This is a genomic window from Pontibacillus yanchengensis (genome assembly GCF_009856295.1).
In the GTDB taxonomy this organism is placed as follows: Bacteria; Bacillota; Bacilli; order Bacillales; family BH030062; genus Pontibacillus; species Pontibacillus yanchengensis_A.
The window spans coordinates 482,239-505,840 of record NZ_WMEU01000002.1 but is presented as its reverse complement, the minus strand read 5'-3'; the positions used below and the strand labels follow the sequence as shown (position 1 = coordinate 505,840).

At 36.3% G+C, this 23,602-nt stretch carries 24 protein-coding genes, 1 pseudogene and 1 riboswitch; of the genes and pseudogenes, 11 read left to right on the top strand and 14 right to left on the bottom strand.

Features of this window, described 5'->3' with window-relative positions; genetic code table 11:
* Positions 1-60 precede the first annotated feature (60 nt).
* Positions 61-1,581 carry an HD-GYP domain-containing protein gene (locus GLW08_RS09700; RefSeq protein ID WP_160848418.1) on the top strand — a complete coding sequence of 507 codons (1,521 nt, stop codon included), beginning with the start codon at positions 61-63 and terminating at the stop codon, positions 1,579-1,581.
* A 307-nt stretch (positions 1,582-1,888) separates the two neighbouring features.
* Here GLW08_RS09700 and GLW08_RS21875 read toward each other — a convergent pair.
* The 6 genes and pseudogenes from GLW08_RS21875 to GLW08_RS09670 form a co-directional block, all read right to left on the bottom strand.
* Positions 1,889-2,216, bottom strand: a pseudogene (locus tag GLW08_RS21875) (NIPSNAP family protein); the annotation flags it as partial.
* 337 nt (positions 2,217-2,553) lie between these two features.
* Complete coding sequence (locus GLW08_RS09690; protein WP_160848417.1) at positions 2,554-3,066, bottom strand: hypothetical protein; 513 nt, start codon at positions 3,064-3,066, stop codon at positions 2,554-2,556.
* A 159-nt stretch (positions 3,067-3,225) separates the two neighbouring features.
* Entirely contained in the window at positions 3,226-3,690 is a 465-nt protein-coding gene (locus GLW08_RS09685; protein ID WP_160848416.1) for an NUDIX hydrolase, read from the bottom strand.
* A 123-nt stretch (positions 3,691-3,813) separates the two neighbouring features.
* On the bottom strand, positions 3,814-4,098 hold the full coding sequence (locus tag GLW08_RS09680; protein ID WP_237458381.1) for a hypothetical protein: 285 nt from the start codon (positions 4,096-4,098) through the stop codon (positions 3,814-3,816).
* A gap of 240 nt (positions 4,099-4,338) precedes the next feature.
* Positions 4,339-4,572, bottom strand: coding sequence for a hypothetical protein (locus GLW08_RS09675; protein ID WP_160848414.1), 234 nt, complete (start codon positions 4,570-4,572; stop codon positions 4,339-4,341).
* 39 nt (positions 4,573-4,611) lie between these two features.
* The gene (locus tag GLW08_RS09670) at positions 4,612-4,902 is read right to left on the bottom strand and encodes a toast rack family protein (RefSeq protein WP_160848413.1); all 291 of its coding nucleotides are present in this window, start codon (positions 4,900-4,902) and stop codon (positions 4,612-4,614) included.
* Between the two features lie 244 nt (positions 4,903-5,146).
* On the opposite strand from GLW08_RS09670, the gene GLW08_RS09665 reads away from it, so the two are divergent.
* Both GLW08_RS09665 and GLW08_RS09660 read left to right on the top strand, forming a co-directional pair.
* A complete protein-coding gene (locus tag GLW08_RS09665; protein ID WP_160848412.1) occupies positions 5,147-6,436 on the top strand; it encodes a GntP family permease in 1,290 nt (429 codons plus the stop codon).
* A gap of 167 nt (positions 6,437-6,603) precedes the next feature.
* Complete coding sequence (locus tag GLW08_RS09660) at positions 6,604-7,095, top strand: hypothetical protein (RefSeq protein ID WP_160848411.1); 492 nt, start codon at positions 6,604-6,606, stop codon at positions 7,093-7,095.
* A gap of 50 nt (positions 7,096-7,145) precedes the next feature.
* Here GLW08_RS09660 and GLW08_RS09655 read toward each other — a convergent pair whose 3' ends face one another.
* The 4 genes from GLW08_RS09655 to GLW08_RS09640 form a co-directional block, all read right to left on the bottom strand.
* Positions 7,146-7,922, bottom strand: coding sequence for a 3-hydroxybutyrate dehydrogenase (locus tag GLW08_RS09655; RefSeq protein WP_160848410.1), 777 nt, complete (start codon positions 7,920-7,922; stop codon positions 7,146-7,148).
* Positions 7,923-8,238: 316 nt separating this feature from the next.
* On the bottom strand, positions 8,239-8,745 hold the full coding sequence (locus GLW08_RS09650; RefSeq protein WP_160848409.1) for a L,D-transpeptidase: 507 nt from the start codon (positions 8,743-8,745) through the stop codon (positions 8,239-8,241).
* Between the two features lie 57 nt (positions 8,746-8,802).
* Positions 8,803-9,753 carry an aromatic acid exporter family protein gene (locus GLW08_RS09645; protein ID WP_160848408.1) on the bottom strand — a complete coding sequence of 317 codons (951 nt, stop codon included), beginning with the start codon at positions 9,751-9,753 and terminating at the stop codon, positions 8,803-8,805.
* Between the two features lie 111 nt (positions 9,754-9,864).
* A complete protein-coding gene (locus GLW08_RS09640; protein WP_160848407.1) occupies positions 9,865-10,296 on the bottom strand; it encodes a BrxA/BrxB family bacilliredoxin in 432 nt (143 codons plus the stop codon).
* A 411-nt stretch (positions 10,297-10,707) separates the two neighbouring features.
* Positions 10,708-10,822: riboswitch (SAM riboswitch) on the top strand.
* 87 nt (positions 10,823-10,909) lie between these two features.
* On the opposite strand from GLW08_RS09640, the gene GLW08_RS09635 reads away from it, so the two are divergent.
* Positions 10,910-11,959 carry a homocysteine S-methyltransferase family protein gene (locus GLW08_RS09635; RefSeq protein WP_160848406.1) on the top strand — a complete coding sequence of 350 codons (1,050 nt, stop codon included), beginning with the start codon at positions 10,910-10,912 and terminating at the stop codon, positions 11,957-11,959.
* Positions 11,960-12,101: 142 nt separating this feature from the next.
* Here GLW08_RS09635 and GLW08_RS09630 read toward each other — a convergent pair whose 3' ends face one another.
* A complete protein-coding gene (locus tag GLW08_RS09630; protein ID WP_160848405.1) occupies positions 12,102-12,371 on the bottom strand; it encodes a 2Fe-2S iron-sulfur cluster-binding protein in 270 nt (89 codons plus the stop codon).
* Between the two features lie 184 nt (positions 12,372-12,555).
* Here GLW08_RS09630 and GLW08_RS09625 point away from each other — a divergent pair, with 184 nt between their 5' ends.
* Positions 12,556-13,251, top strand: coding sequence for a VTT domain-containing protein (locus GLW08_RS09625; protein ID WP_160848404.1), 696 nt, complete (start codon positions 12,556-12,558; stop codon positions 13,249-13,251).
* Between the two features lie 12 nt (positions 13,252-13,263).
* On the opposite strand, the gene GLW08_RS09620 is transcribed toward GLW08_RS09625, so the two are convergent.
* Positions 13,264-13,980, bottom strand: a complete 717-nt coding sequence (locus GLW08_RS09620) for a phosphatase PAP2 family protein (RefSeq protein WP_202406260.1) — start codon at positions 13,978-13,980, stop codon at positions 13,264-13,266.
* Between the two features lie 141 nt (positions 13,981-14,121).
* On the opposite strand from GLW08_RS09620, the gene GLW08_RS09615 reads away from it, so the two are divergent.
* The 6 genes from GLW08_RS09615 to GLW08_RS09590 all read left to right on the top strand — a co-directional run bounded on the left by GLW08_RS09615 (position 14,122) and on the right by GLW08_RS09590 (position 19,653).
* Positions 14,122-14,580: a hypothetical protein gene (locus GLW08_RS09615; protein WP_160848403.1), complete on the top strand. Its 459-nt coding sequence runs from the start codon at positions 14,122-14,124 to the stop codon at positions 14,578-14,580.
* A gap of 209 nt (positions 14,581-14,789) precedes the next feature.
* Positions 14,790-15,512 (top strand): 5-oxoprolinase subunit PxpB, encoded by a 723-nt coding sequence (gene pxpB, locus GLW08_RS09610; protein WP_160848402.1) that lies wholly within the window; start codon positions 14,790-14,792, stop codon positions 15,510-15,512.
* Positions 15,509-16,534 carry a biotin-dependent carboxyltransferase family protein gene (locus GLW08_RS09605; protein WP_160848401.1) on the top strand — a complete coding sequence of 342 codons (1,026 nt, stop codon included), beginning with the start codon at positions 15,509-15,511 and terminating at the stop codon, positions 16,532-16,534. Before pxpB ends, GLW08_RS09605 begins: the two co-directional genes overlap by 4 nt.
* Positions 16,531-17,307, top strand: a complete 777-nt coding sequence (locus GLW08_RS09600) for a LamB/YcsF family protein (protein WP_160848400.1) — start codon at positions 16,531-16,533, stop codon at positions 17,305-17,307. Before GLW08_RS09605 ends, GLW08_RS09600 begins: the two co-directional genes overlap by 4 nt.
* Before the next feature lie 186 nt (positions 17,308-17,493).
* Positions 17,494-17,889 carry a transcriptional regulator SpxA gene (spxA, locus tag GLW08_RS09595; RefSeq protein WP_160848399.1) on the top strand — a complete coding sequence of 132 codons (396 nt, stop codon included), beginning with the start codon at positions 17,494-17,496 and terminating at the stop codon, positions 17,887-17,889.
* Between the two features lie 891 nt (positions 17,890-18,780).
* Positions 18,781-19,653 carry an SDR family oxidoreductase gene (locus GLW08_RS09590; protein ID WP_160848398.1) on the top strand — a complete coding sequence of 291 codons (873 nt, stop codon included), beginning with the start codon at positions 18,781-18,783 and terminating at the stop codon, positions 19,651-19,653.
* Between the two features lie 149 nt (positions 19,654-19,802).
* On the opposite strand, the gene GLW08_RS09585 is transcribed toward GLW08_RS09590, so the two are convergent.
* Positions 19,803-20,744: a hypothetical protein gene (locus tag GLW08_RS09585; RefSeq protein WP_160848397.1), complete on the bottom strand. Its 942-nt coding sequence runs from the start codon at positions 20,742-20,744 to the stop codon at positions 19,803-19,805.
* Between the two features lie 221 nt (positions 20,745-20,965).
* Positions 20,966-23,569 (bottom strand): bifunctional acetaldehyde-CoA/alcohol dehydrogenase, encoded by a 2,604-nt coding sequence (gene adhE / locus GLW08_RS09580; RefSeq protein WP_160848396.1) that lies wholly within the window; start codon positions 23,567-23,569, stop codon positions 20,966-20,968.
* Between the last annotated feature and the right edge of the window lie 33 nt (positions 23,570-23,602).

The window sequence follows — 23,602 nt, the reverse complement described above, 5'->3', positions numbered from 1 at the left end:
ATAGTCTAGCAATCTTTGGTATAATTCACTCATAGCTATGAAACGATTCGGGGGTATTTCATGAGTTCTTTTTCCTTATTTCAAAAGCGAATCTTACTTAATTATATTATCGGTTCCATGATTGCCGTCTTTGGGGTCGGCAGTGTATTTATCTTTCATACTCTAACTCTTTCATTTTCAGAAATGGTTTATCTTCTGGTGATCATGATTATTTCTGGAATAGTTATGTTAGCAAGTGAATTTCTTATGTATTCAAAGCATATACAACCTGTAAAGCTAATCTACCACTCAAGTTCTCCATCACTAGCTGAGTTAGAAAGTGCCTTTCTTACAGCACACCGATTTCCTATGCTTACAGTTAAGCGTATTTTAGGCCCACATTTATTTGGGCTTTCCTTACCTGCTTCTATCCTGTCTATGATTCTTATAGCTAGCGGATTATTAAGCTTACCTTATTATTATGTCGGGTTAGCTTGGGGTGGGGCAATTCTTATAGCAGTCATGCATGCGCTGATTGAATTCTTTCTTACTTACCGTTCAGCACAAGATATTATCCAGGACATCTCTAAGAAAGCATTGAGGCTACAGTCTACCCCATTGACGATTGAGGGGAAGTATCACCTTAGTATTCAACGTAAATTATTAGTTAGTGCACTGTTCACTTCTGTGTTTCCTGTCTTATTATTTATTCTTGCAGCTCAAATACGTCTTACGGAAAGCAATTCTACTAGCTTATCAAGTTATTGGAATTGGGCATCGATTATCGTGCTCGTTATATTTGGTCTTTCGCTTAGTGGGTCTATTCTTTTATACAAAAGCATAGAAGAGCCGATTCAATCGTTACAAACGCGATTCGAAAAAGTGTACACGGGTGACCTCCAACAAATGGAGAATACATATTCAGATGAATTTGCTCATCTCGTTTCTGGCTTTAATCATATGGTTTCTGGTATACAAGATCGAGATGAACGAAATGAACAGCTGTTAGAAAGTTTTTTCACCGTATTTGCTGCAACATTGGATGCAAGAGATGCATATACAGCCGGCCATTCTAAACGTGTTGCAGAATACTCTATAATAATTGCAAATGAAGCTGGGTTACTTGAGGATGAAGTGGATTTACTACGAAAATCAGCTCTTCTTCATGATATTGGCAAAATTGGCGTCCGAGATAACGTTCTATTAAAAGATGGCAAGTTAACAGATGAGGAATTTGAATTAATTAAGAAACATCCTGTAATGGGAGCCAACATTCTTGAGCAAGTTGATTTACCAGATGAGCTTCAACCTCTCTTACCTGGCGTAAAATATCATCATGAGCGTTTTGACGGAAGAGGATATCCTGAAGGTTTGAGTGGTTATAATATCCCTAAGTTTGGTCGTTTGATGGCTGTAGCAGATGCGTTTGATGCCATGACCTCTGATCGTCCGTACCGAAAGGGAATGCCATTCGAAAAAGCATTATCTATCATTGAAGGTGGTAGAGGAACACAGTGGGACCCTTATTATGCAGACCTATTTTTGAATATCATGAAGAAAAAAATAACAGAACCTGAACTTTCTTATTCAAGAATTCAATAAGCTCTCCTCAAAAGGAAATAGCAAGTGAAAAGCTTTTTTACAGCTTTCACTTGGTATGAGATTTGTTGACCTCATTGGTTTCTTTCTCTTTATACACCTTATATACCTGTCTAGCTAAAGATATACCATATAGAGCGATAAAACCTATTTTATACCATAATAAATGATCGATGGAAATCTTATTAAGATGAAAAATAACCATATATAGAATCGTCCACATGATTAAATTATATATGAGATTGTGTTTCTCCTTTATAAACATCTTTTACCGCAACTTCCTTTAATAGTTATACATATATCTTTTTCATCACATTACTGTAGACTCGATGTATTCATTCTTTACTTCTTTTATGTATTTAGATGGAATGTACTCCTTACCACCATTTTTACGATACCAATTTTGAACACGTTTCAAATTTGCTTCGTCACTTCTTACATTCGCTTCAATCTCATCATTAGCCTTATAAAAATTCCCATATTGCAAAAATTTCTACCATATCTTCGTCATGTTCCTTTATCCCTCTACCAACTAGCCTTGAGCCGTGTTTAAACTGATTTGGTAAATTGGTTTTGTTAAAATGTTCATTGAAAGTATCGACAAACTCTTTTTTTACCTTGTAGAATTTTCTTCGATAAACATACTGTCACCTCCATACACTAATCTTTGTTAAGGGGTCAGTAAGCCAACTACACCAACAATCATTAATAAAATATTAATAAAAATGATGATTCCGATCACAAATAGAATGATTTTAACGATTTTACTCATGCGTACCACCTCGAGGCCATATTAAATATCCTATCAATCAAGAGGTTTTCTCTTCATACCAACTTAACATTCACCATTGCCCATCTGACTCTTTCGGCCACACCTCCATTAATAAAGCTTTTTCTCATGCGATAAATATGTTTAGCTACCTCCGTTTCCATACTCATGAAACCCCTCCTATAAAAATTGTATTTACATACAACTTACTTTAACTTCACTTGTATAGAAGTTGTATGTAATCCTAACCGCTCTTTTAATTCTTTAGTTATTGAAAAAGTTATAGACGATTTAAGATTTCTTTTATCAAATTGATAATGGATACCGGTTACAATGGTGCCATCCGTAAAAGAAGTGTTCTCTGGAGCAGGAGCTATGTCTTGTATATGTGTATAATAATCCTCGTTCAATTCTCCTTTACGGCTTATTTCAGTTGGCAACACTTGATAATTATGAGTTCTCTCTATAAGGGAAATTTTTATCTTGTCTTCACCTATTTCTATGCTCCCGTCTTTAGGAACAGGTTTTTCATTTATTTCTAATGTGTACTCATATTGTGTCTTAGCTAGTTTATGTAGTTGACTTTCAGTTAGGTAAGATAAAGCTTTATGTAAAAGTTCTTTGGTGTGTTTTTGTTCTTCTTCCTTATAGATTAGATCTTGTTTTTTTGATGAGAGTTCTTTTTGAAGCTGTTCTAACTCTTGTTTAACACTTTCCACTTTAGCCTCTTGTTGTTCTACTTTTTTTCTAATGATGCATTGGCTTGTTCAGTTGGATTCTTGCATCCTATAAGAGTAGTAGAAATTACTAAAATAAGTACCCCTATTTTCCAGTGACGCATCGTCCCTCTCCTTTTCTCCATCCTTATAAATAAAAACTTACTTAATAACGGGCTGCTTACTCCCTTTTTTCCAATCCATAATAAATGGAGCTTGGGTAGGGTTTAAATCGGTTGGGAGTTCTTCTTTACTAAAATACCTTTGTTCAATGCTTTCATTTCCACTATCATAATGCTCTCCTTCATAACTAGTTGTTATAAAAATGACTTGGACACTAAATACCTTATCTTTATTTGAATACTCAACTAAGCAATTTTCTCCTGAATAAAGTCCAAATAAATCTAGGTTATAGACCTCTATTCCCGTCTCTTCCAATGTCTCTCGCCTAGCGGTTTTTTCAAACGTTTCTCCAACTTCCATCATCCCACCTGGTATTCCCCAAAAGCCATCATCTGTTCGTCGTTGCAATAATACTCTTCCTTGGTCTTCTATAAGTACTCCACAACCAATCGTAACCAAGGTTTCATGTCCAATATATTTTCTCATTTCATCAATATAACTCATCTAGGTACCTCCGCTTGAATTCATTTCCATACACTACACCTTCGCGAGTATATGTAGGAATACCTGCAAAAAAAAGACAGGATCATCCATTCATTAGAGATGATGCTGTCTTTTTACATATTTTTACTTCTGTTCCTTTAGTTGTTTAAATGCTTCTATAAAATCGCTTGGTGATACGGCCACATTATAAGAAAATACCCCTTGATTCGTATGAAGGTACAAAAAACCATATCGATCTGATAACGGTTTATAAGACATATCGTGTACATGTTCTAGTTTAAATTGGTTCGTATTAGTGGAGATCACAGTATCATATAATTCAATCCATTCCTCTGTTTCAAAATATTGTTGTTGATTGTCTTTTATCATTCTAGTCATTTTCTTGTATGGTTGTGACTTAATAAGCAACGTCAACATGACCTCCTAACTTTTGTAGAGAAAACAGACAACTTTTCCCTTTCTTCTTCATCTTAACAAACATACTTGAAACTATGTAAAAAAGCATAAACTCTTAAAGAATGTACGCTCTTCAACTATATTATTCAATTTCAAAAGTAGTAGCTCCTACACCCATGTCTGTTTGTATAGAGATGATGACATTTCATGTATGATTCGCTTCATAACATAAACACCATCCCCTCTTGATATTTAGTCCACAAAGTTCGATTCACCAATTCCTTTAGAGGAATCTATAATTACCCCAACGCCTTTCGGCAAGACCACATGTGTATCCCCTACTCCAGTATTTAATTCGACATCAAAGCTCTCTTTCCAATTCCCACTTAAATCTACGTCCATTTCCCCTACATCAGTATGAATGGATAAATCAGAAAGGTTTAATCCACTTAGATTTAAAAAGGTATCTGAAGAACCTGTATTCACATTAAGCTGTATAGGTACTTCTTTTGTTAAGCTGACATCTCATTCATTTACTTGATCACCTATGTTCAAATCGACATTCTTTGGATCCTTAATTCCTACTTGCCCTGTACCATTATCTAATTGATAACTTATTTGAGGTTTATTTTTATTCGAGCTATACAATATATTTCCTTCCACCCATTTATTGGTACCACTCTCAACCATTAACATTCCAGCACCTAAATGTAACGTAACATCCAGTTGTTCTACTTCATCCTGATCAACTATAATTTCACTTTTCTCAACTTCACCTGATTTTCCAATACTAATATTACAGTCCGTAAGTACCATATCTAATACAATCTATGCACATAGAAGACAGAAAGGTTTCATCGATTTTCCTCCTTGTTTATTTCTATATACACCATAAGCAGGATTTGCTTGGTTTAGTACAGTCTGTAGCTATAAATCTTCATACGACTTAAGATGTATTTTAATTTTACAGTTCACCTCTGAGATAAAAATCAGTTTAACTAAAAACATTAATCTTGGACATAGTAAAAAAGACTATTGAATAATGATGGAGGAAAACCACATGCTCAGCATAATCATTGGACTTGTCCTGTTAATGTTATTGGCATATTTAGGTTGGTCAATCATTTGGATTGCACCACTTGTGTCTGGAATCGTTGCCCTGCTCAGTGGCATGAACATATTAGAATCATACACCGGCACTTATATGGAGGGCTTCGTCGGCTTTGCGAAAGATTACTTTCCTATTTTCTTATTTGGTGCGATATTTGGTAAGTTAATGGAGGATACAGGCGCTGCACAATCCGTTGCCTACAAAATAACCAGCTTGATTGGCAAAGAAAGAGCTATTTTAGGAATGCTCTTATCTGCAGCTATTTTAACGTATGGTGGCGTTAGTTTATTTGTAGTTGTGTTTGCAGTTTATCCATTAGCTGTGGCTATGTTTAGACAAGCAAATGTTTCCAGGAAGTTAATCCCTTCTACGTTCGTACTCGGAGCATTCACATTTACCATGACTGCCTTACCAGGAACGCCACAAATCCAAAACATTATTCCTATCAACACGTTTGATACGAATACAATGGCCGCTCCTATCCTAGGAGTTGTCGCTGGACTAATCATGGCAGTAGGTGGTTATTTTTATTTAAAATTTCGTCAAAAACAGCTCGATGAAAAAGAAGATACGTTCACTGAACCACAAGGGGATAATAAAGTAAATGAGATTAACGAAGATGAGCTACCAAACTGGATTCTATCTGTCATTCCATTAATTGCAGTTGTTGTAACCCTAAATGTATTTGAAGATTTGAGTATTCTTGTTGCATTATTAATAGGGATTATTTTAGTAATGGTATTTAACTTTAAAGATTATAAAGAATTTATTAGCGCTATTAATGGCGGGGCCTCTGGATCCGTAATGGCAACTGTTAATACAAGTGCTGCCGTAGGTTTTGGTGCTCTTGTTACAGCTTCACCAGGATTTGAAACGGTGAAGGAATTAATATTCGACATCCCTCTAAGCCCTTATTTTTCAGAAGCATTTGCAGTCCAACTTCTAGCTATGATTACAGGTTCAGCCTCTGGTGGTATGGGAATAGCACTAGAAGCACTAGGGGAACAATATTATAATATTGCTGTTGATCAAGGCCTAAGTTTAGAAGCTTTCCATAGAATTACATCCGTAGCTTCCGGAGCTTCTATCCTACCTCATAACGGTGCCTTACTAACGTTATTTACAGTAACAGGTCTTACACATAAAGATTCTTATAAAGACGTATTTGTAGTAGGATTATTTATCCCTATGATCGCCACTATCGCCATTATTTTACTTGCAATGATGGGAATAAATTAATCATGGTTAAAAAGCATTGAATTCCAAAAGAATTCAATGCTTTTTTAATGCTATACCAAAACAACCATCAAGCTTTATCTAGTAAAATTTTACCAATTTTAGTGACGAGGATATAACTATACATTTTTTAGGTGATAATATGGAAAACATTTAGGAGATTCACTAACATGCATGTATTATTTTCTTTTTTCTTATTATTAACTACTGTGAAATGGGGAAATTGGAAGGAACTCACTCATCATTTAGACACGCTCTGGTATGTATCCTCCATGAGCCTTCTTTACCTAATTATTGTCGATGATTATCAATTATGGAGCTATGAATCCATCTGGCTTACATCAAAAGAACTCACGTTAATCCATTCCTTTATCGTACTACCGTCTATTACATTTCTATACATCAGTCATATGCCAAGAAAAAGGCTTCATAGAAGCTTGTACACTCTTGCTTGGACGCTTGGTTCTTTTCTATTTTCTTGGATTTTTTATAAGTTTGAACGCTTAAGCTTCTATAATAACTATGAACTGTGGATGGATCTTCCTTTTTATATTATTATGTATATCTTTATAAGTTTACATAGAACACGTCCCTTCTTAACCTATGGGTTATCCATCTTGATGATCATTTTCTTCATACTATTTTTTAATGTACCCTGGTAAAAACAAATAAAAAAGGCTACCACAATTGGTAACCTTTTTCTAAGTTTCTATTATTGAACCGTGTACCCTCCATCAATTACAGCAGCTTGCCCTGTAATACTCTTAGCTTTTTCACTTACTAAGAAAATGGAGTAATCTGCTATTTCTTGAACTTGCAGCAATCTTTTTTGTGGTACTAGAGGATAAATAACCTCTTCTAACGCTTTTTCTTTATCGATATTACGCGTATTGGCTAAGTCCTCTAGTTGGTTTTGTACTAGTGGAGTATCTACATAACCTGGACAAATAGCATTTACAGTAACACCATAATCTGCGGCTTCTAAAGCTGCCACTTTTGTTAAACCTATGACACCGTGCTTCGCACTATTATAACCTGCTTTACCAGCAAACCCAATCAACCCATTAACGGAGGCCATATTTAATATCCGACCATAGCCTTGTTCTTTCATGTGTGGAAACGCATATTTAATACCATAGAACGGACCCTTGAGCATTATATCGAGAATCAATTCGAATTTCTCTGATGGAAATTCCTCAATAGGGGCAACATGCTGAATACCTGCGTTATTAACTAGTATATCAATTCGACCAAATGACTCAATCGTCTTCTCAATTGCATTTTTTACATCATCTTCTTTAGCAACATTTGCCACAACTCCATCAGCATTGAATCCTTGTGAGGTCAATTCTTTAACAGATTCATTCAACGTATCTTCGTTAATGTCATTTAACATTACTTTCGCGCCAGCTTTGGCGAATTCAGTAGCAATTTCCAAACCAATCCCTTGACCAGAACCAGTAATAAGAGCTGACTTTCCTTCAAGCATTTGTGTGTTCCTCCTTTTATTCAATCTACCTTTTATCCTGCCCAATTGTAGAAAATTAAGTAAAAATTTCATACGAAGGATGATCTCAATTACTCAACGCATCTTCCACTTCAAGTTGCATCAAACAAGAAAGCATTAAATATAAGTTTTAGCATGTATATAAGCAAAAGACCCATGCGTAACCAGACTGATTATGCAGGGGGCTTTAGTATATATATTATTTACTGATAAGGAAATCCTTCAATATAATACTCGATATAATTAAAATCCACACTAATAAGAAACACAAAAAAACATAAAGGATCACTCCTCTATGTTAGTCTATTGCCTTGTACTCTTTGGCTAGCTGTTGAAATGATTTGTCAGTTTTCACTACTGCTATCTTTGTACCAATAGGGATCCTGTCGTAAATGTATTCTACATCTTTGTTGTTCATCCGGATACACCCATTTGATATATATTTACCTATTGAACTTGGCTGGTTGGTTCCATGCACCCCATATATACGACCATCAGTCCCCTTTGCATCAAAGCCAATCCACCTTGATCCTAAAGGATTTCTTGGATCCCCGCCTGGTATATCCAATTTTCGATAATATGGATCTTTCGCCTTCACTGTAATTGTGTGTAGCCCTTCAGGCGTAAGGTCATTCGTCTTCCCCGTAGCCACAGGGTACACATTCTCTACTTTACCATCATCTATATAAGCTAATTGATTGGTACTTTTGTTCACTATTAAGAATGGATAGCCACGTGAAGGGTTTTCACCAATTGGCCATATAGGGGACATGGCCAATAACACAACAATGAGCAAGCTCTTCATTACGATACCTCCTTAAATGACTTCGTAAGAATAGCTTGCCCTAAATAAGCAAGAACATTATATATCACTCTTTTTGAACATGCGTTTAATAACTAGATATTGTTCTATCTCATTTAATAATGTAAATAAACTCGCTCTTGTTTCAAATTCTTCTCTTGTTTGTGGCAAGTCAGCTTGTTTAAATTCATGACGTAATTCTTTAATCTGCTGCAAAAATAAAACAGCAGTATTTCCCGGATGAACATTCTGAGATAATTCTTCAAAAAAATCAGCTATGATGGTAGCATGATCCGAGGTTTGATTAATTCTACTGATTAACGGTAGCATTCTTTCTAGAAGTTCAAACTGCTTTTGTCTCATTTGAAAGTAATGATAATACTGATGATGCCCACGTAACAAATGATTTTCCACATCTCGATATGCAAGTGCCTTCGCTTCATCCAGTAAGTTCGCTGTAGTTGTTAGTTCTTTTCCTGTCCACTTCTGATCACCTGAGCGTAAGAATACAGCAATTTCTTGTAATATACGTTGAAAATTCTCTTCAACCGCTGTTTGTTTTTCTCGAAGTTTTCCTTCTAAACTAGGCATGTACAAGTTTAGTATTAAGGCTACGCCAATCCCAACAACAATTAAAAGCAACTCATTTAGCAATGTTTCTCCGTTAATATCATTAGATCCATATAAATGCAAAATTATAACCGAACTTGTGACAATACCCTCTGTTATTTTTAATTTTACGGTGGTAGGAATAAATAAAATAAGCATAATACCTATTGCCAATGGATGATAGCCAATTGTTTCAAAGATAATAAACGAAAAAACCATTGCAAGTATACATGCTGCGAATCGAGAAGATGCACTTACAATAGAACGTTTTCTTGTGTTTTGAATGCATAGTATCGTTAAAATTCCTGCAGAAGCAAAATTGGTTAAAGCCAGCATTTGAGCAAACCAAATAGCAACAGGAGTTCCAACTGCCGTTTTTAATGTACGGTATCCTATTTTCACATCTCAATCTCCTTATAATAATCTAACAACTAATATTTTCCCCTATAGAATGACGAAAAAGATGGCCAATAGACCATCTTTTTCAATTTATGGATGGTGACCCATCCCTATTTATACTTCATCACAATGTTGATCAAAAATGCCTTGCAATTTACCTACTACTTGAATAGGATCAAATCCTTCAATATCATGACGTTCTACCATTGTTACAATCTCTCCGTCTTTAAGAAAAGCAAAAGAAGGGGAAGATGGTGGGAATCCTACAAAGTATTCACGTGCACGATTCGTTGCTTCACGATCTTGACCTGCAAACACTGTAACGAGGTGATCAGGGCGTTTATCATAATGAATAGCATGTGCAGCAGAAGGTCTAGCTACTCCACCAGCACATCCACATACTGAGTTTATCATTACTAATGTAGTACCTTTACGTTGTAACGCTTCATCTACTTCTTCTGGAGTAGTCAATTGCTCATAACCTGCTTGTTCAATCTCCGTACGAGCTTGCGTCACAACATCTTCCATAAATATATTAAAATCCATATTGCATAGCTCCTTTATTTAGAGTTACCTACTAATACTATCCTATCAAGATTTGGTAAGGGATTCAACGGTATGAACTCGTACATATGGATGAAGTTTATTATGTGGCACTGGAGCGACTTTTTACCTACTAGTCCGACGATGTAATACCCTAATAACTTAAAAAGTTGTACCAAAACTTCCCCTCCCCAAGGTGTTTGCATATGATATATACATCACACTTCTATAAAATTAAGACGATTCACCGTCTTTTACACTCTCAAATTTGGATTGTAACCCCCACTATATCCATCCATAATTTTACACATTCGTGCTAATATTGTATATAAAATTCAAAAGAGTTAAAAAACGATTGACCAAGGTAAAGTTCTGTTTTATAATTCAACTTACGAAATTAAATAAAAAGAATATCTCTTATCTAGAGTGGCAGAGGGAATAGGCCCTGCGAAGCCCGGCAACCTTTCATCCGAACGATGTTGAAAAAGGTGCTAAATCCTACAGATTCTTAAAATCTGGAAGATAAGAGGAGGCATATATACATATACCCTCTTCTTATGAAGGGGGTTTTTTCATACCCTCTTCACCCAAGAGATAAAAAGAAAGGATGTAAACAATGAAACGTACACTTGAGCAACGTTTACAAGAAGGTCCCGTAGTATGCGGAGAAGGTTATTTATTTGAGCTGGAAAGAAGAGGTTATTTACAAGCAGGTTCTTTCGTTCCTGAGGTAGCATTAGAAAATCCTCAAGCATTGAAACAAACGTATCGTGACTACATGAATGCAGGATCTGATGTAGTATTAGCATTCACCTATAATGCTCATAGAGAAAAAATGCGTATTATTGGAAAAGAAGATTTACTAGAACCACTAAATCGAGAAGCTATACGTCTTGCTAAAGAAGTTGCAAAGGAACATCCAACGGAAGAAGCTCTTGTAGCTGGGAACGTTTCCAACACAAATTTATTTGACCCTGAGGACCCAGAATCTAAAGAAAAAGTTCGTAACATGTTCGCTGAAATGCTTACTTGGTGTAAAGAAGAAGGCGTAGACTTTGTGAATGGTGAAACATTTTATTACTACGAAGAAGCCCAAATTGCTTTAGAAGAAATTCTGAAACACGACTTACCTGCTGTAATTACCCTTGGAGTAATGGGTGAAAATAAGATGAGAGATGGATATGAAGTGGATGAAGCTTGTCAGAAGCTTCAAGAAAACGGAGCTCTTGTTGTAGGGATGAACTGCTTTAGAGGCCCAGCTACAATGCAACCTTTTGTAGATAAAATTAGAGAAACTGTCGATGGTTTTGTAGCGGCTTTACCAGTGCCTTATCGCACAACGGAAGAACATCCAACATTCTTCAATTTACCTGACGGTGGTTGTTCTTGTCATTTACCAACGGAAACTACATTCCCTACGTCACTTGATCCGTTGTACTGTAACCGTTATGAAATCGCAAACTGGGCGAAAGAAGCCTATGATGCTGGAGTAAATTATTTTGGTTTATGTTGTGGAGCTTCACCTACTATGCTTCGGGAAGTTGCAGAAACAGTCGGTCGTGAAGCTATTAATTCCAAATACTCTCCAAACATGGAGAAACATTTCTTATTTGGATCAGATGACACATTAAAATCTCATAATACTCACTATCGTACAAGAGCTTAAATTGGTGAAGGATAGCAAAATATCTACCTATAGAAAATAATACCTCATAGTGATTTTTCCCATAATAAACCCCTGACCATACTATTGTTGAGTCAGGGGTTTATGTATTGTAATAAGTTGTGATTTAGAAGAAAAAAACCGATTATTTTAATGGAACCGTCTGACAAGCAAGTCTATATCCTTGTTCCAATTCCTCTTCCAATTTTTCATGTTCTTTAGGAGTAGGATTGTTTACGATATCGTCACCGTCAAGTAGTTCTACTCTACAACGAGTACAATTCCCTTTTTGACACTTGAAATCCAACGGAACCTCTTGCTCAAATGCAGAAGCTAACAGGGATTGGCCTTTTACAGCTTGAATCGAGTACAATTCTTCGTATTGTTTTACTTGAATGGTTTGTTCATTATTCATGTATTCTCTTCCTTTCATAATATATGTATAGTACCCTTCACCTATTGTATGCATAATAGAACCCTAGGACAAGTGTCCTCCCTACTAAAGAATAGATTTACATAGTTTTAACCTATCATTTTTAGGGGATAGACCGATTATAAAACATTTCAATTGGCCCAGTTAAGAAAGGCAAGGGATTCTAGTGAACAGTAGTTTAAAAAGCTTTTTATGGAAAATCATTATTTTGTTAGTCGTAGCTGGTGGCATGCTCTTTGTAAATAAAATGTTTCTTCATATTAAACCTGACCACATAGAAAGTTGGGTAGAAAACTTTGGTATATGGGCACCTGTTGTCATTATATTAATCTTTATCATACGTCCTTTCACTTTAATACCACTATCCATAATTGCTGTTGCATGTGGATTACTTTTTGGGCGGTATATGGGTACATTATATATTGTTACAGGTACTGTTTTAGGTTCATTGCTCTCACTACTCGTTCTTCGTTATTTTCTTGAAGAAATTCAAATCAGCGACGAAAAAAAACAAAATTTATATACTTTGAAAAAAGACCTTGAAGAACACGGATTTAAATCAGTCTTGATGATACGCCTATTACCAGGTGTGAACTTTGATTTAGTTACCTATATATGTGCACGAGTTGAAGTGAAGTGGTGGAAATACACCTTTGCAACCCTTGTTGGTACTTTACCTGGCTCATTTTTATTTGGTTTTTTCGGATCTAGTTTGCTATCTTTAAAACCTCAAAGTCTTATTATTTTAAGCATATTAATTGTAGCATTAGCAGGACTTGCTCTGTTCATGAAACGAGAAATAGGTAAAAAATATGATGTAAATCAACTGAAAGAAGAAACAAAATTGTTAAAGGAAAACTAAAAGCAAGAAACCTTAGCTAAATAAGGCCTCTTGCTTTTTCTTTTGCCGTCTTTGTTGTCTCCATAAAGTCACTTCTAATGCTAATATGCATATGAGCAACCAAGCTAGTCCAAATGAAAATCCAGCAAGTATATCACTAAAATAATGTACACCTACATATACTCTACTTAGCCCCACCAATAAAATCAGTAGACCTAAAAAACTATTTAATATCCATTTCACACTTGATTTCATATTTGTAATAAACACTATATAAATAACAAACCCATAGAAGACAATAGCCCCCGTAGAGTGTCCACTAGGAAAACTAAACCCTGTACCATCGTATTTTTCTAAAATATCGGGTCTTTTTCTCTCAAAAGCTAATTTTAAAACCTTTGTTAAAAGGCTTATCCCTAACATGTTGACTAAAAAGTAGACACTTACCCATTTACTTTTATCAGAAATAAATAACAAGTAAACCAAAAGCAACCCAGAAGCTATCGACAACCACAGTACTGAACCCGCTTCCGTAATCATTCCAAAGGCATTACCAAGCCAGGCTTGTTGTATATTATTCATCATATTTATTGCTAGTTTATCTATTATTAAAGGCTCTTTCTCCATCACTTCTTCGGCCAATTCTGCAAAAAAGTAGAAAGAAACGCCTATAATTACAAACCCTCCGAGTATCAGTGAAATGGAAATCTTTGATACATCAGATAATTTTACCCCTTTTAATACCACCATAATCCTCCTTCAAGAACAACAATACAATAATTTATGAACATTCTTTTCCCTAGCCCATCAAAATTAAAACTTTTTGCCATTTTGAATGTAAGAATTACAATGTTATAATGACAAAAAATACTACATATTTATGGAGGCAACATGCTTACTTTTGAAGAAAAATTAGACATTATAGACAATTTCCCAGAACTTGAACGTAAAGAAGTATCACTAGGACGAGTTAATTATCATTTTGAAGAAAGTGTCATGGATAAGAAAAATGTAGTTTATCATTTACACCCTAATGGAAACGGCTTTGTCTATGCGGAATATGTAGATGGTTATGAAACTGATGACCGTGGTATGGTCAATATACGTGATTTTTCAGAAGAGGAATTAAAAAATATTGTACGAGCATCCATTGATTCCTTATCAACGTTACCAGAAGATGAATGGGATGATCTTGAAGAAGAATTTATTAATGTAGAAAATCAAACCCTTACGTTGGTTTATGATTTTGGTTTATTTAATATTTATGCTGGAGAAATGCTCGACGGTACATTCCCTACTTATAATGAGGCTATTGATTACCTTGAACAGGAAGGCTTCAAACGAAAATAATACGTCTATCCGCCTGCTATATTGTATAGCAGGTTTTTTTACACTTTTATAAAGATTAAGTACAATGTAACCTCCTATTACTAAAAGCAGTTTAAGGAAAGTAATCTTTCCTTACCTTACATTCCGTTATTCATTTGAACTAAACACACTAGTCATATAACATAGTAAAAAATAAGAATTTTCTTAATATATCAATATAAAGGAGGCCTATGGTGAATTATACACTTACTCCACTTGGAGATCACGCCATTGTAATTGAATTAGGAAATGAAATCACCCTTGCCACTCATAACCTCGTACAAAGTGTAGTAGCATTCCTAGATCAACATCCGTTTGATTGGGTCACGGAATACATACCTGCCTTTACAACTGTAACTATCTTTTACAACCCATTGCTCGTTTTACCAAAAACGAATCAAACCACCTCTGCCTCACCTTATGAACATGCAGTAAACCAATTAAAACCATACCTTGATAACCTTGAGGAAAACTATTCAGAAGTTGGACGTACAGTTGAAATTCCTGTGTGTTATGGCGGCGAACTAGGACCCGATCTCCCTTATGTGGCTGATTATCACAACCTATCTGAAGAACAAATTGTAGATTTGCATTCAAAAGGGAACTACTTGGTGTACATGATTGGCTTTGCTCCAGGTTTTCCGTATATAGGGGGTATGCTAGAGGCATTAGCCACTCCCAGAAAAGATAACCCAAGACTTAAAATACCCTCCGGTTCTGTAGGGATAGCTGGTAACCAAACTGGTGTTTACCCAATAGAAACACCTGGAGGATGGCAGTTAATCGGCCGCACCCCCCTCCCTCTTTTCAAACCTGAATCAGAGTCACCAACCTTATTAAAAACAGGGGATGTTATTAGATTTAAACCTATTACGAAACAAGAATTTGATTCCTATAAGGAGGATGAGGCATGATTTATGTAAAAAAGCCAGGTCTCCTTTCCACCCTTCAAGATCAAGGACGTATTGGATATCAAAAGCATGGTGTCATTATGAGCGGTGTCATGGATCCTGTATCCCCCCGTATTGCAAATTTGCTTGTAGGTAACAGTGAACATGAAGTAGTTTTAGAAATAACCATGCTAGGACCTACGCTGGTATTTGAACAAAACACTATTATTGCTTTGTGTGGCGGTGATTTATCTCCAAGAATTGATGATAGCCCAATCAAACAATGGAGTCCTATTTTTGTAAAAAAAGGGAGCACACTTACATTAGGTCAGGCCCAGCAAGGATGTCGAGTTTATCTTGCTGTAGCAGGGGGATTCCAGGTTCCAGAAGTGATGGGGAGTAAATCAACATATCTCAGGGCTGGTATAGGTGGATTTAAAGGACGCGCCTTACAAGCTCAAGACAACCTTAGCATAGGCACCCCCTCTCCTATTATTGAGACTAAAATAAAGGAACTAGAAGAACAAACAACTAATGATGAACGTTTTCTAGAAATGAAATGGTATGTGGCTTCAGAATTTGCTGCTCCGTTTCAAAGCAATAGCCTTCACCCTATTCGAATCATTAAAGGGCGAGAATATGACTTATTCACTCAAGAAAGTCAACAAAGCCTTTTCTCTGAATCATTCACTATAAGTAGTCAATCGGATCGTATGGGATATCGCTTAGAAGGTTCTACTTTAACATTAAATAAAGAAATCTCGCTAAAATCAGAAGCCGTGGCATTTGGCACCATACAAGTACCTAGTAATGGACAACCTATACTTCTTATGGCAGATAGACAAACAACTGGCGGCTACCCTAAAATAGCACAAGTAGCTACCGTGGATTTACCAGTATTAGCTCAAATGAAGCCAGGAACCACCATCACCTTCGAAGAGATTTCACTTGAGAAGGCACAAAAACTATTTCTTGAGCGAGAATCAAACCTACAACAATTAGCGCAAGGCATACATTTAAAATCAATCCAGGAGGGATTCCAATGAATATCATTGATTTAAATTGCGATATGGGGGAAAGCTTTGGAACATACAAAAAAGGTTATGATGAAGAACTCTTACAATACGTTACTTCCGCTAACATTGCGTGTGGATTTCATGCCGGAGATGCTTCTACAATGAGAAAAACGGTTCAATTGGCTCTAGAGCATGGAGTTGGTGTAGGTGCACATCCCGGACTTGATGACCTGGTTGGGTTTGGTAGACGCACCATCGACATTTCTCCAAAGGAAGCATATGAAATCGTAATGTACCAAATCGGAGCTTTAAAAGCTTTTGTTGAAGCAGAAGGTTCTTCCTTGCAACATGTTAAACCGCATGGTGCTCTTTATAATATGGCCGCACAAAATAAAGAGCTATCAGCTGCAATTGCTGAAGCAGTTTATAATGTTGATGCCAATCTTATTTTATTTGGTCTTGCTGGTACTGAGCTTTATCATGCCGGAAACAACCTTAACCTCCGCACAGCGAGTGAAGTTTTTTCCGACCGGACCTATCAACAAGATGGAACCCTTACTCCAAGAAGCGAAACAAATGCAATCATAACTGATCATAGAACCGCTTCAAAACAAGTCATTCGTATGATTCAAGAGCAACAAGTTCTTTCTCAACAAAAGATAGATATACCGATCAAAGCAAATACGATTTGCATTCATGGAGATGGAGAATATGCCGTTGAGTTTGCACGATTTATTTCTTCAGCACTTAAAGAAGCAAACATAGACGTTGGAAAAATAAGTGATTTCTTGCCTCTAAAATAGGGACACCCTAACTTCTATATATTGGAATCTAAAATATCTTGAAAAAAAGATGTTTTTATAATACCCTTTTAGGGAACCGTTCAATATGATGTAAGGTAGATTACATCTTTAATTCGAGACATTCTATAACATGAAAAATAATTAAATGAGTTACGTTACCCTATATAAGTAATAGGAGGTATAATTATGATTACTGTTTATCTTTCTCCAAGTTGTACTTCTTGCCGTAAAGCAAAAGCATGGTTGGACGAACATAATCTAGAATATGAAGAACGAAATATTTTCTCTCAACCTCTATCTATAGAAGAGATTAAGGGAATTATCCGCATGACAGAGGATGGAACAAAAGAAATTATTTCTGAACGCTCAAAAGTCTTCCAAAATCTCGACGTTGATCTTGAAGACCTATCCATGCGAGATTTATATAAACTAATCGAAGATAACCCTAGCATTCTAAAACGCCCTATTTTACTAGATGAAAAGCGTATGCAAGTAGGGTTTAACGAAGATGAAATCCGCAGCTTCCTCCCTAGAAAAGTACGCACATTCGAATTACAAGAAGCACTTTCTGAAGCTAACTAATAGTAAAGCTTAATCAGCACATTCAATCATTAGGTATGATTGAATGTGCTTTTTTATTTAGCTTTTTTTAAATTTATTATCAGTACTCTATGTTAGCCCCCTTATGTTGAAGACTTGGGTTCGAGATAAAGCAGGGCTTAGCGGGGTCTTGCCTACGTCTTTCTCGTGAGTCTCTTTGTTCCACGGCCACCTCCCGCGATGAAGAGAGGAACAGAAACATGGCCAGATTAGAATCGGACGTTTTCTGAATGAGGGTATTCCTGAAACAAGGAATGGTTTATGACACAAAGTGATGCTATACTAACGGACATATAGTCTCTTATTCTTCGATTTGAAGGGTGTTTTCCATTTGTAACGGACATTCATTTCGCTATTTAGCAAAAATCACCTTAATGAAGTGTGTTTTTTCACAAATAAGATACTATATGTCCGTTAGCCTCTCCAAAAGAGGGTTTTTACAGAAAATAAGAGCATATATGTCCGTTAGAAGATGTCCTTTGTATTTGCGTGGGTCCAATTACAACAGCTCGGCAGGGTTGGATAGGAAACTGCGAGATTCCCGCAGGAGAAAGAGGTTGGTGAGACCAATGATTAGGGAAGGTTCAACTAAGACCGTCACATCGTGTGACAACGTTGAACTACTACGTCGTGTAGGGCAGCAGGAAAGCGAGTTGCTTCCTACCCAGCCCTCTTCTTCTTACGCATCGGACCACTACAATTAACTCGAACCCAATTCTTCAAGATTATTCCTCTTATCTTAAATAACTTATCTTACCCAACATTATTGATTTAACTTAACCTTGCGTTTAAAAAGCATGATATGTGGAATTAAACATCTGAATCGAACATTTCCACATTTAGGATAACACCAATTACAGGAGGTTACTATAGATGAGCAATCGTTTTGATAGACATACAGAAGGACAACCTAAACAAGAACAACAAAGACAACCAGGTTATGAAAATCCAATGAATCCCTCACCTCTTCATGCAGATGAAGATTATCAGAGTGGTAATAAATTAAAAGGAAAAGTTGCTTTTATAACAGGTGCTGACAGCGGTATAGGGCGTTCAGTGGCAATAGGGTACGCGAAGGAAGGTGCGAATGTAGCAATATCGTACTTAGACGAACACGAAGATGCAGAAGACACAAAAGCAAAGATTGAGGCTGAAGGTCAAAGCGCTGTGCTTTTACCAGGGGATGTTGGAGATGAATCAACATGTAAACAACTAGTAGAGCAAACTGTTGATCATTTAGGAAAGCTTGATGTCCTTGTAAATAATGCAGCGGAACAACACCCAACAGATGATATAGAAAACATCACTGCAGAACAACTTGAACAAACTTTTCGAACGAATGTCTTCTCTATGTTCCACATGACAAAAGCAGCTTTACCGCATTTGAAACAAGGTAGTTCTATAATTAATACAGCTTCTATAAATCCGTATGTAGGAAATGAACATCTCGTAGATTATACTTCTTCTAAAGGGGCAGTGGTTGCATTTACTCGCTCTATGGCTAGACAGCTTGTTAACAGAGGAATTCGAGTAAACGGTATTGCTCCAGGTCCAATTTGGACACCTTTAATTCCAGCAACATTTGACGAAGAAAAGGTTTCTGAATTTGGTAAGAGCACCCTAATGGGACGTCCGGGCCAACCTGTTGAGCATGTTGGAAGTTATGTTCTATTAGCATCAGATGATTCGACCTATATGACAGGACAATTTATTCATATTAATGGTGGTATGTTTACTTCTAGTTGAAGGTAGCTTCTTTATAAGAAAGGTTGTAGTAAATAAAACATGTAACATTCACTTTCTACCCTTTCACTACTATATATAAATTATAAAGGTCATAAAAAGCCCCCCTTAGCAAGCGTCATCTAGGAGGCTTTTATTTATCTACTATTACATTATTCTACTAAATAGGCATACTCACTTTTAATTTCAGTTATAAGAGATTGAACTACTTTCCCTTTAAATTGATCAGGAACGGATACACCTTTAGGGTTTTCATAATAATAAGCGCCTATCTGATTATCATAGGAAAAACCTAATTCTTTAATTTGATTTTTTACATCGTTTGGTAAATTAGAGGTTCCTGTACTAGACTTAAAGTATTCTGTCGGATAAATTTTAACACCTACATCATCCGTAGTAGAGTGAATCACAAACAAATCCGTTTCAGAATGGGTAATCCATATACCTTTTGATGCAATGGAAATCCCCATATTTTTCAGACCAGAAATTTGTTGTAGGTTTATCCCATAAATGTTCAAAATAACTTCTTTTGCTTCTTGGGCGTATTTTTCATTCGCCGTACCATTAAAGTAATGTTCAAAGACTTTTGCTTTTGGCATCGCCATTATTTGCTCGTCCATGGAATCCGAATCCTTTTTTATGCCTAGGCTTTTTCGAACACCTTTCATAATTTCTTCAGAATAAGCCTCTTGTTTACTAGCATGTGTCGAAACCCTAGAGAACGATTTATCATCCGCATGATATAAGTAAGAGGAGATCTCATCTAAATCATAACCGAAAATAGCCTCAACGGCCCTTTTTACATCATAACCTATTTTAGGTTTATTGATTCCAAAGTAGTACCGTTCTAAGATTTCCACTTTTGGTCTGGACATGATTACTTCGTCCTTTTCAGTTGAATGCTTATTAATTCTCATGCTCTTTCGAACAGGCTCCATGATTTCAAGGGGATAACGTTTATGTAGGTTTTCTTGTTGTGAGGTTTCTTTGACATCAGATTCCGCTACTGCTCTTTCATGGTCAAACGTAGATAGTCCAGAAAAAAGAAGAAAAGCGCATAGCAAAAACAATAGTTTCGTAAAACTCTTTTGCATGTGAGAATACCTCCATTAGGTTTAATATTTGATTGTAATCTAGTATTCGACAGTTTAATTGTAACCTTAATCTGTTGAAAATGGTATAATTTAATGATGATATTTTTTCATAAGTATGTTTAAAAGCTATCATAATTGTGACCATGTAGGACTTTAATAGGAATTGACATCCATATAAAAATCGGGAGCTTTTGGCTCCCGATTCATTTGAGTATTTTCCTTTATACGCCTTTATAAGCTTTTCTATAGATCTCAGCCAATTCTGTCACAAGCGGCATTTTTGGATTTGCTGTTGTACACTGATCCTCAAATGCACGGTCTGCTAATTGCTCTATTTTACTCTCAAATTCCTTCGCATCTACACCATTCTCTCCTATGCTCATTGGAATATTAAGTTCTTTTGCTAAACGAATAATCGCTTGAACTAAGCTTTCTACTCCTTCTTCTATTGTGCGAGATGGCAAGCCAAGAATCCGAGAAATCTCTGCATATCTTTCGTCTGCTTTGAAATGTTCGTATTTTGGAAAAGCCGTAAACTTGGTCGGTTTTGTTGCATTATACCGCACGACATGTGGAAGCAGGATGGCATTAGAGCGACCATGAGCAATGTGGAATTCTGCTCCTAACTTATGGGCTAAGCTATGGTTAATTCCTAGGAATGCATTGGCAAAAGCCATACCAGCTATGGTAGAAGCATTATGCATTTTTTCTCTTGCTTCTTCATCTTTATCCCCATTTCGATAAGCTCTAGGTAAATAGTCAAAAACTAATTGTATAGCCTTAATAGCTAATCCATCTGTATAGTCATTTGCCATATTAGAGACATAAGCCTCAATAGCATGTGTCAATACATCCATTCCGGTATCTGCCGTAACTGTCTTAGGAACCGTCATGACAAACTGTGGATCAATGATTGCTACATCAGGTGTTAATTCGTAATCTGCTAAAGGGTACTTCACATTATTTTCTTTATCTGTAATAACGGAAAAGGATGTGACCTCAGAACCTGTTCCAGATGTAGTTGGGATAGCTACAAATTGCGCTTGTAATCCTAATTCAGGATATTTAAAAACACGTTTTCGAATATCTAGGAATTTTTGTTTTAACCCACCAAAATCTGTGGTTGGATGCTCATAAAAAAGCCACATTCCTTTAGCTGCATCCATAGCTGAGCCTCCACCAAGTGCAATAATCACATCTGGTTGGAATTGCTTCATCATTTCAGCACCTCTCATAACTGTATCGCTAGATGGGTCTGGCTCTACATCTGAAAAGATTTCACAATGTACGTAGTCAGGGCGTTTACGTAGATAATGAAGAATTTTATCTACATAACCTAATTTGACCATTCCCTCATCTGTTACAATAAATGCTTTCGATATTTTAGGCATTTTAGCCAAGTATTGAATGGAGTTTTTCTCAAAATATATTTTTGGCGGTATTTTAAACCATTGCATATTGTTAGTTCGCTTAGCCATTTTTTTAATATTGATCAAGTGTACAGCTCCTACATTTGTGGACACAGAGTTTCCTCCAAACGTACCGCATCCTAAAGTAAGGGAAGGCATATAGGCATTATAAATATCTCCAATTGCACCTTGTGAAGAAGGGGCATTTACAATAAGACGTCCTGCTTTCATCCGTATTCCAAATGAGTCAATCACTTGTTGATCTTCTGAATGAATAACGGCTGAGTGACCTAACCCACCAAACTCAAGCATCTCTTCAGCTCTTTTTAATCCTTCCTCGGTAGTGTTCGCTTTATAACATGCCAGAACTGGACTTAACTTTTCACGAGAAAGAGGATAAGCTGGCCCCACTCCTTTTAATTCAGCTATTAGTATTTTCACATCTTTAGGCACTTCAATACCTGCCATTCTTGCTATTTCATAAGCTGGCTTTCCGACAATGTCAGCATTCACAGCACAGGATGATTCGTTAATTACAAGTTTTTCTACCATTGCTATTTCGTCCTTGTTTAAGAAATAGCATTTGTTATTCACCATTTCCTGCTTCACATTTTGATAAATTTCTTTGTCGATGATAACAGCTTGTTCTGAAGCACAAATCATACCGTTATCGAACGTTTTGGAAAGAATAAGATCATTTACAGAACGTTTTATATTTGCTGTTTTTTCAATATAACAAGGTACATTTCCAGGTCCTACTCCAAGAGCAGGCTTTCCGGAACTGTAAGCGGATTTAACCATCCCTGCACCCCCAGTGGCAAGAATTAATGATACACCTTCATGTGTCATCAATTGTTGGGTTGCATCTAAAGATGGGTGGGTAATCCATTGCACGCAGTTTTCTGGTGCTCCTGCTCTTATGGCAGCATCTCTAACAACTCGAGCCGCTTCGCTACTACATTGTTGAGCAGATGGATGAAAAGCAAAGATAATAGGATTACCTGTTTTAATAGAAGTAATTGCTTTAAACATTGTCGTAGAAGTAGGGTTCGTTACAGGTGTAACACCAGCTATAACACCAACTGGTTCAGCAATCTCAACCATACCTTCTTGGGTTTGATCATTAATTACGCCGACTGTTTTATCATACTTGATATTATGGTAGATATATTCTGTAGCGAATAGATTCTTGATAATTTTGTCTTCATAGACACCTCGCTTGGTTTCTTCAACAGCTAATTTTGCTAGAGGCATATGTTGATCTAGTCCTGCTAGAGCCATTTCTTTTACAATATAATCAACTTGCTCCTGGGTTAACTTCTTCATTTCCTCTAAAGCTTTCTTAGCATTACTCACCAATACATCAACCATTTTAGAAGCAGTTTCCTGTTTCATTTTCTTCTCTTCTACAGACATGCTTAAAACCTCCTATCATGTGAAACTTTTCAC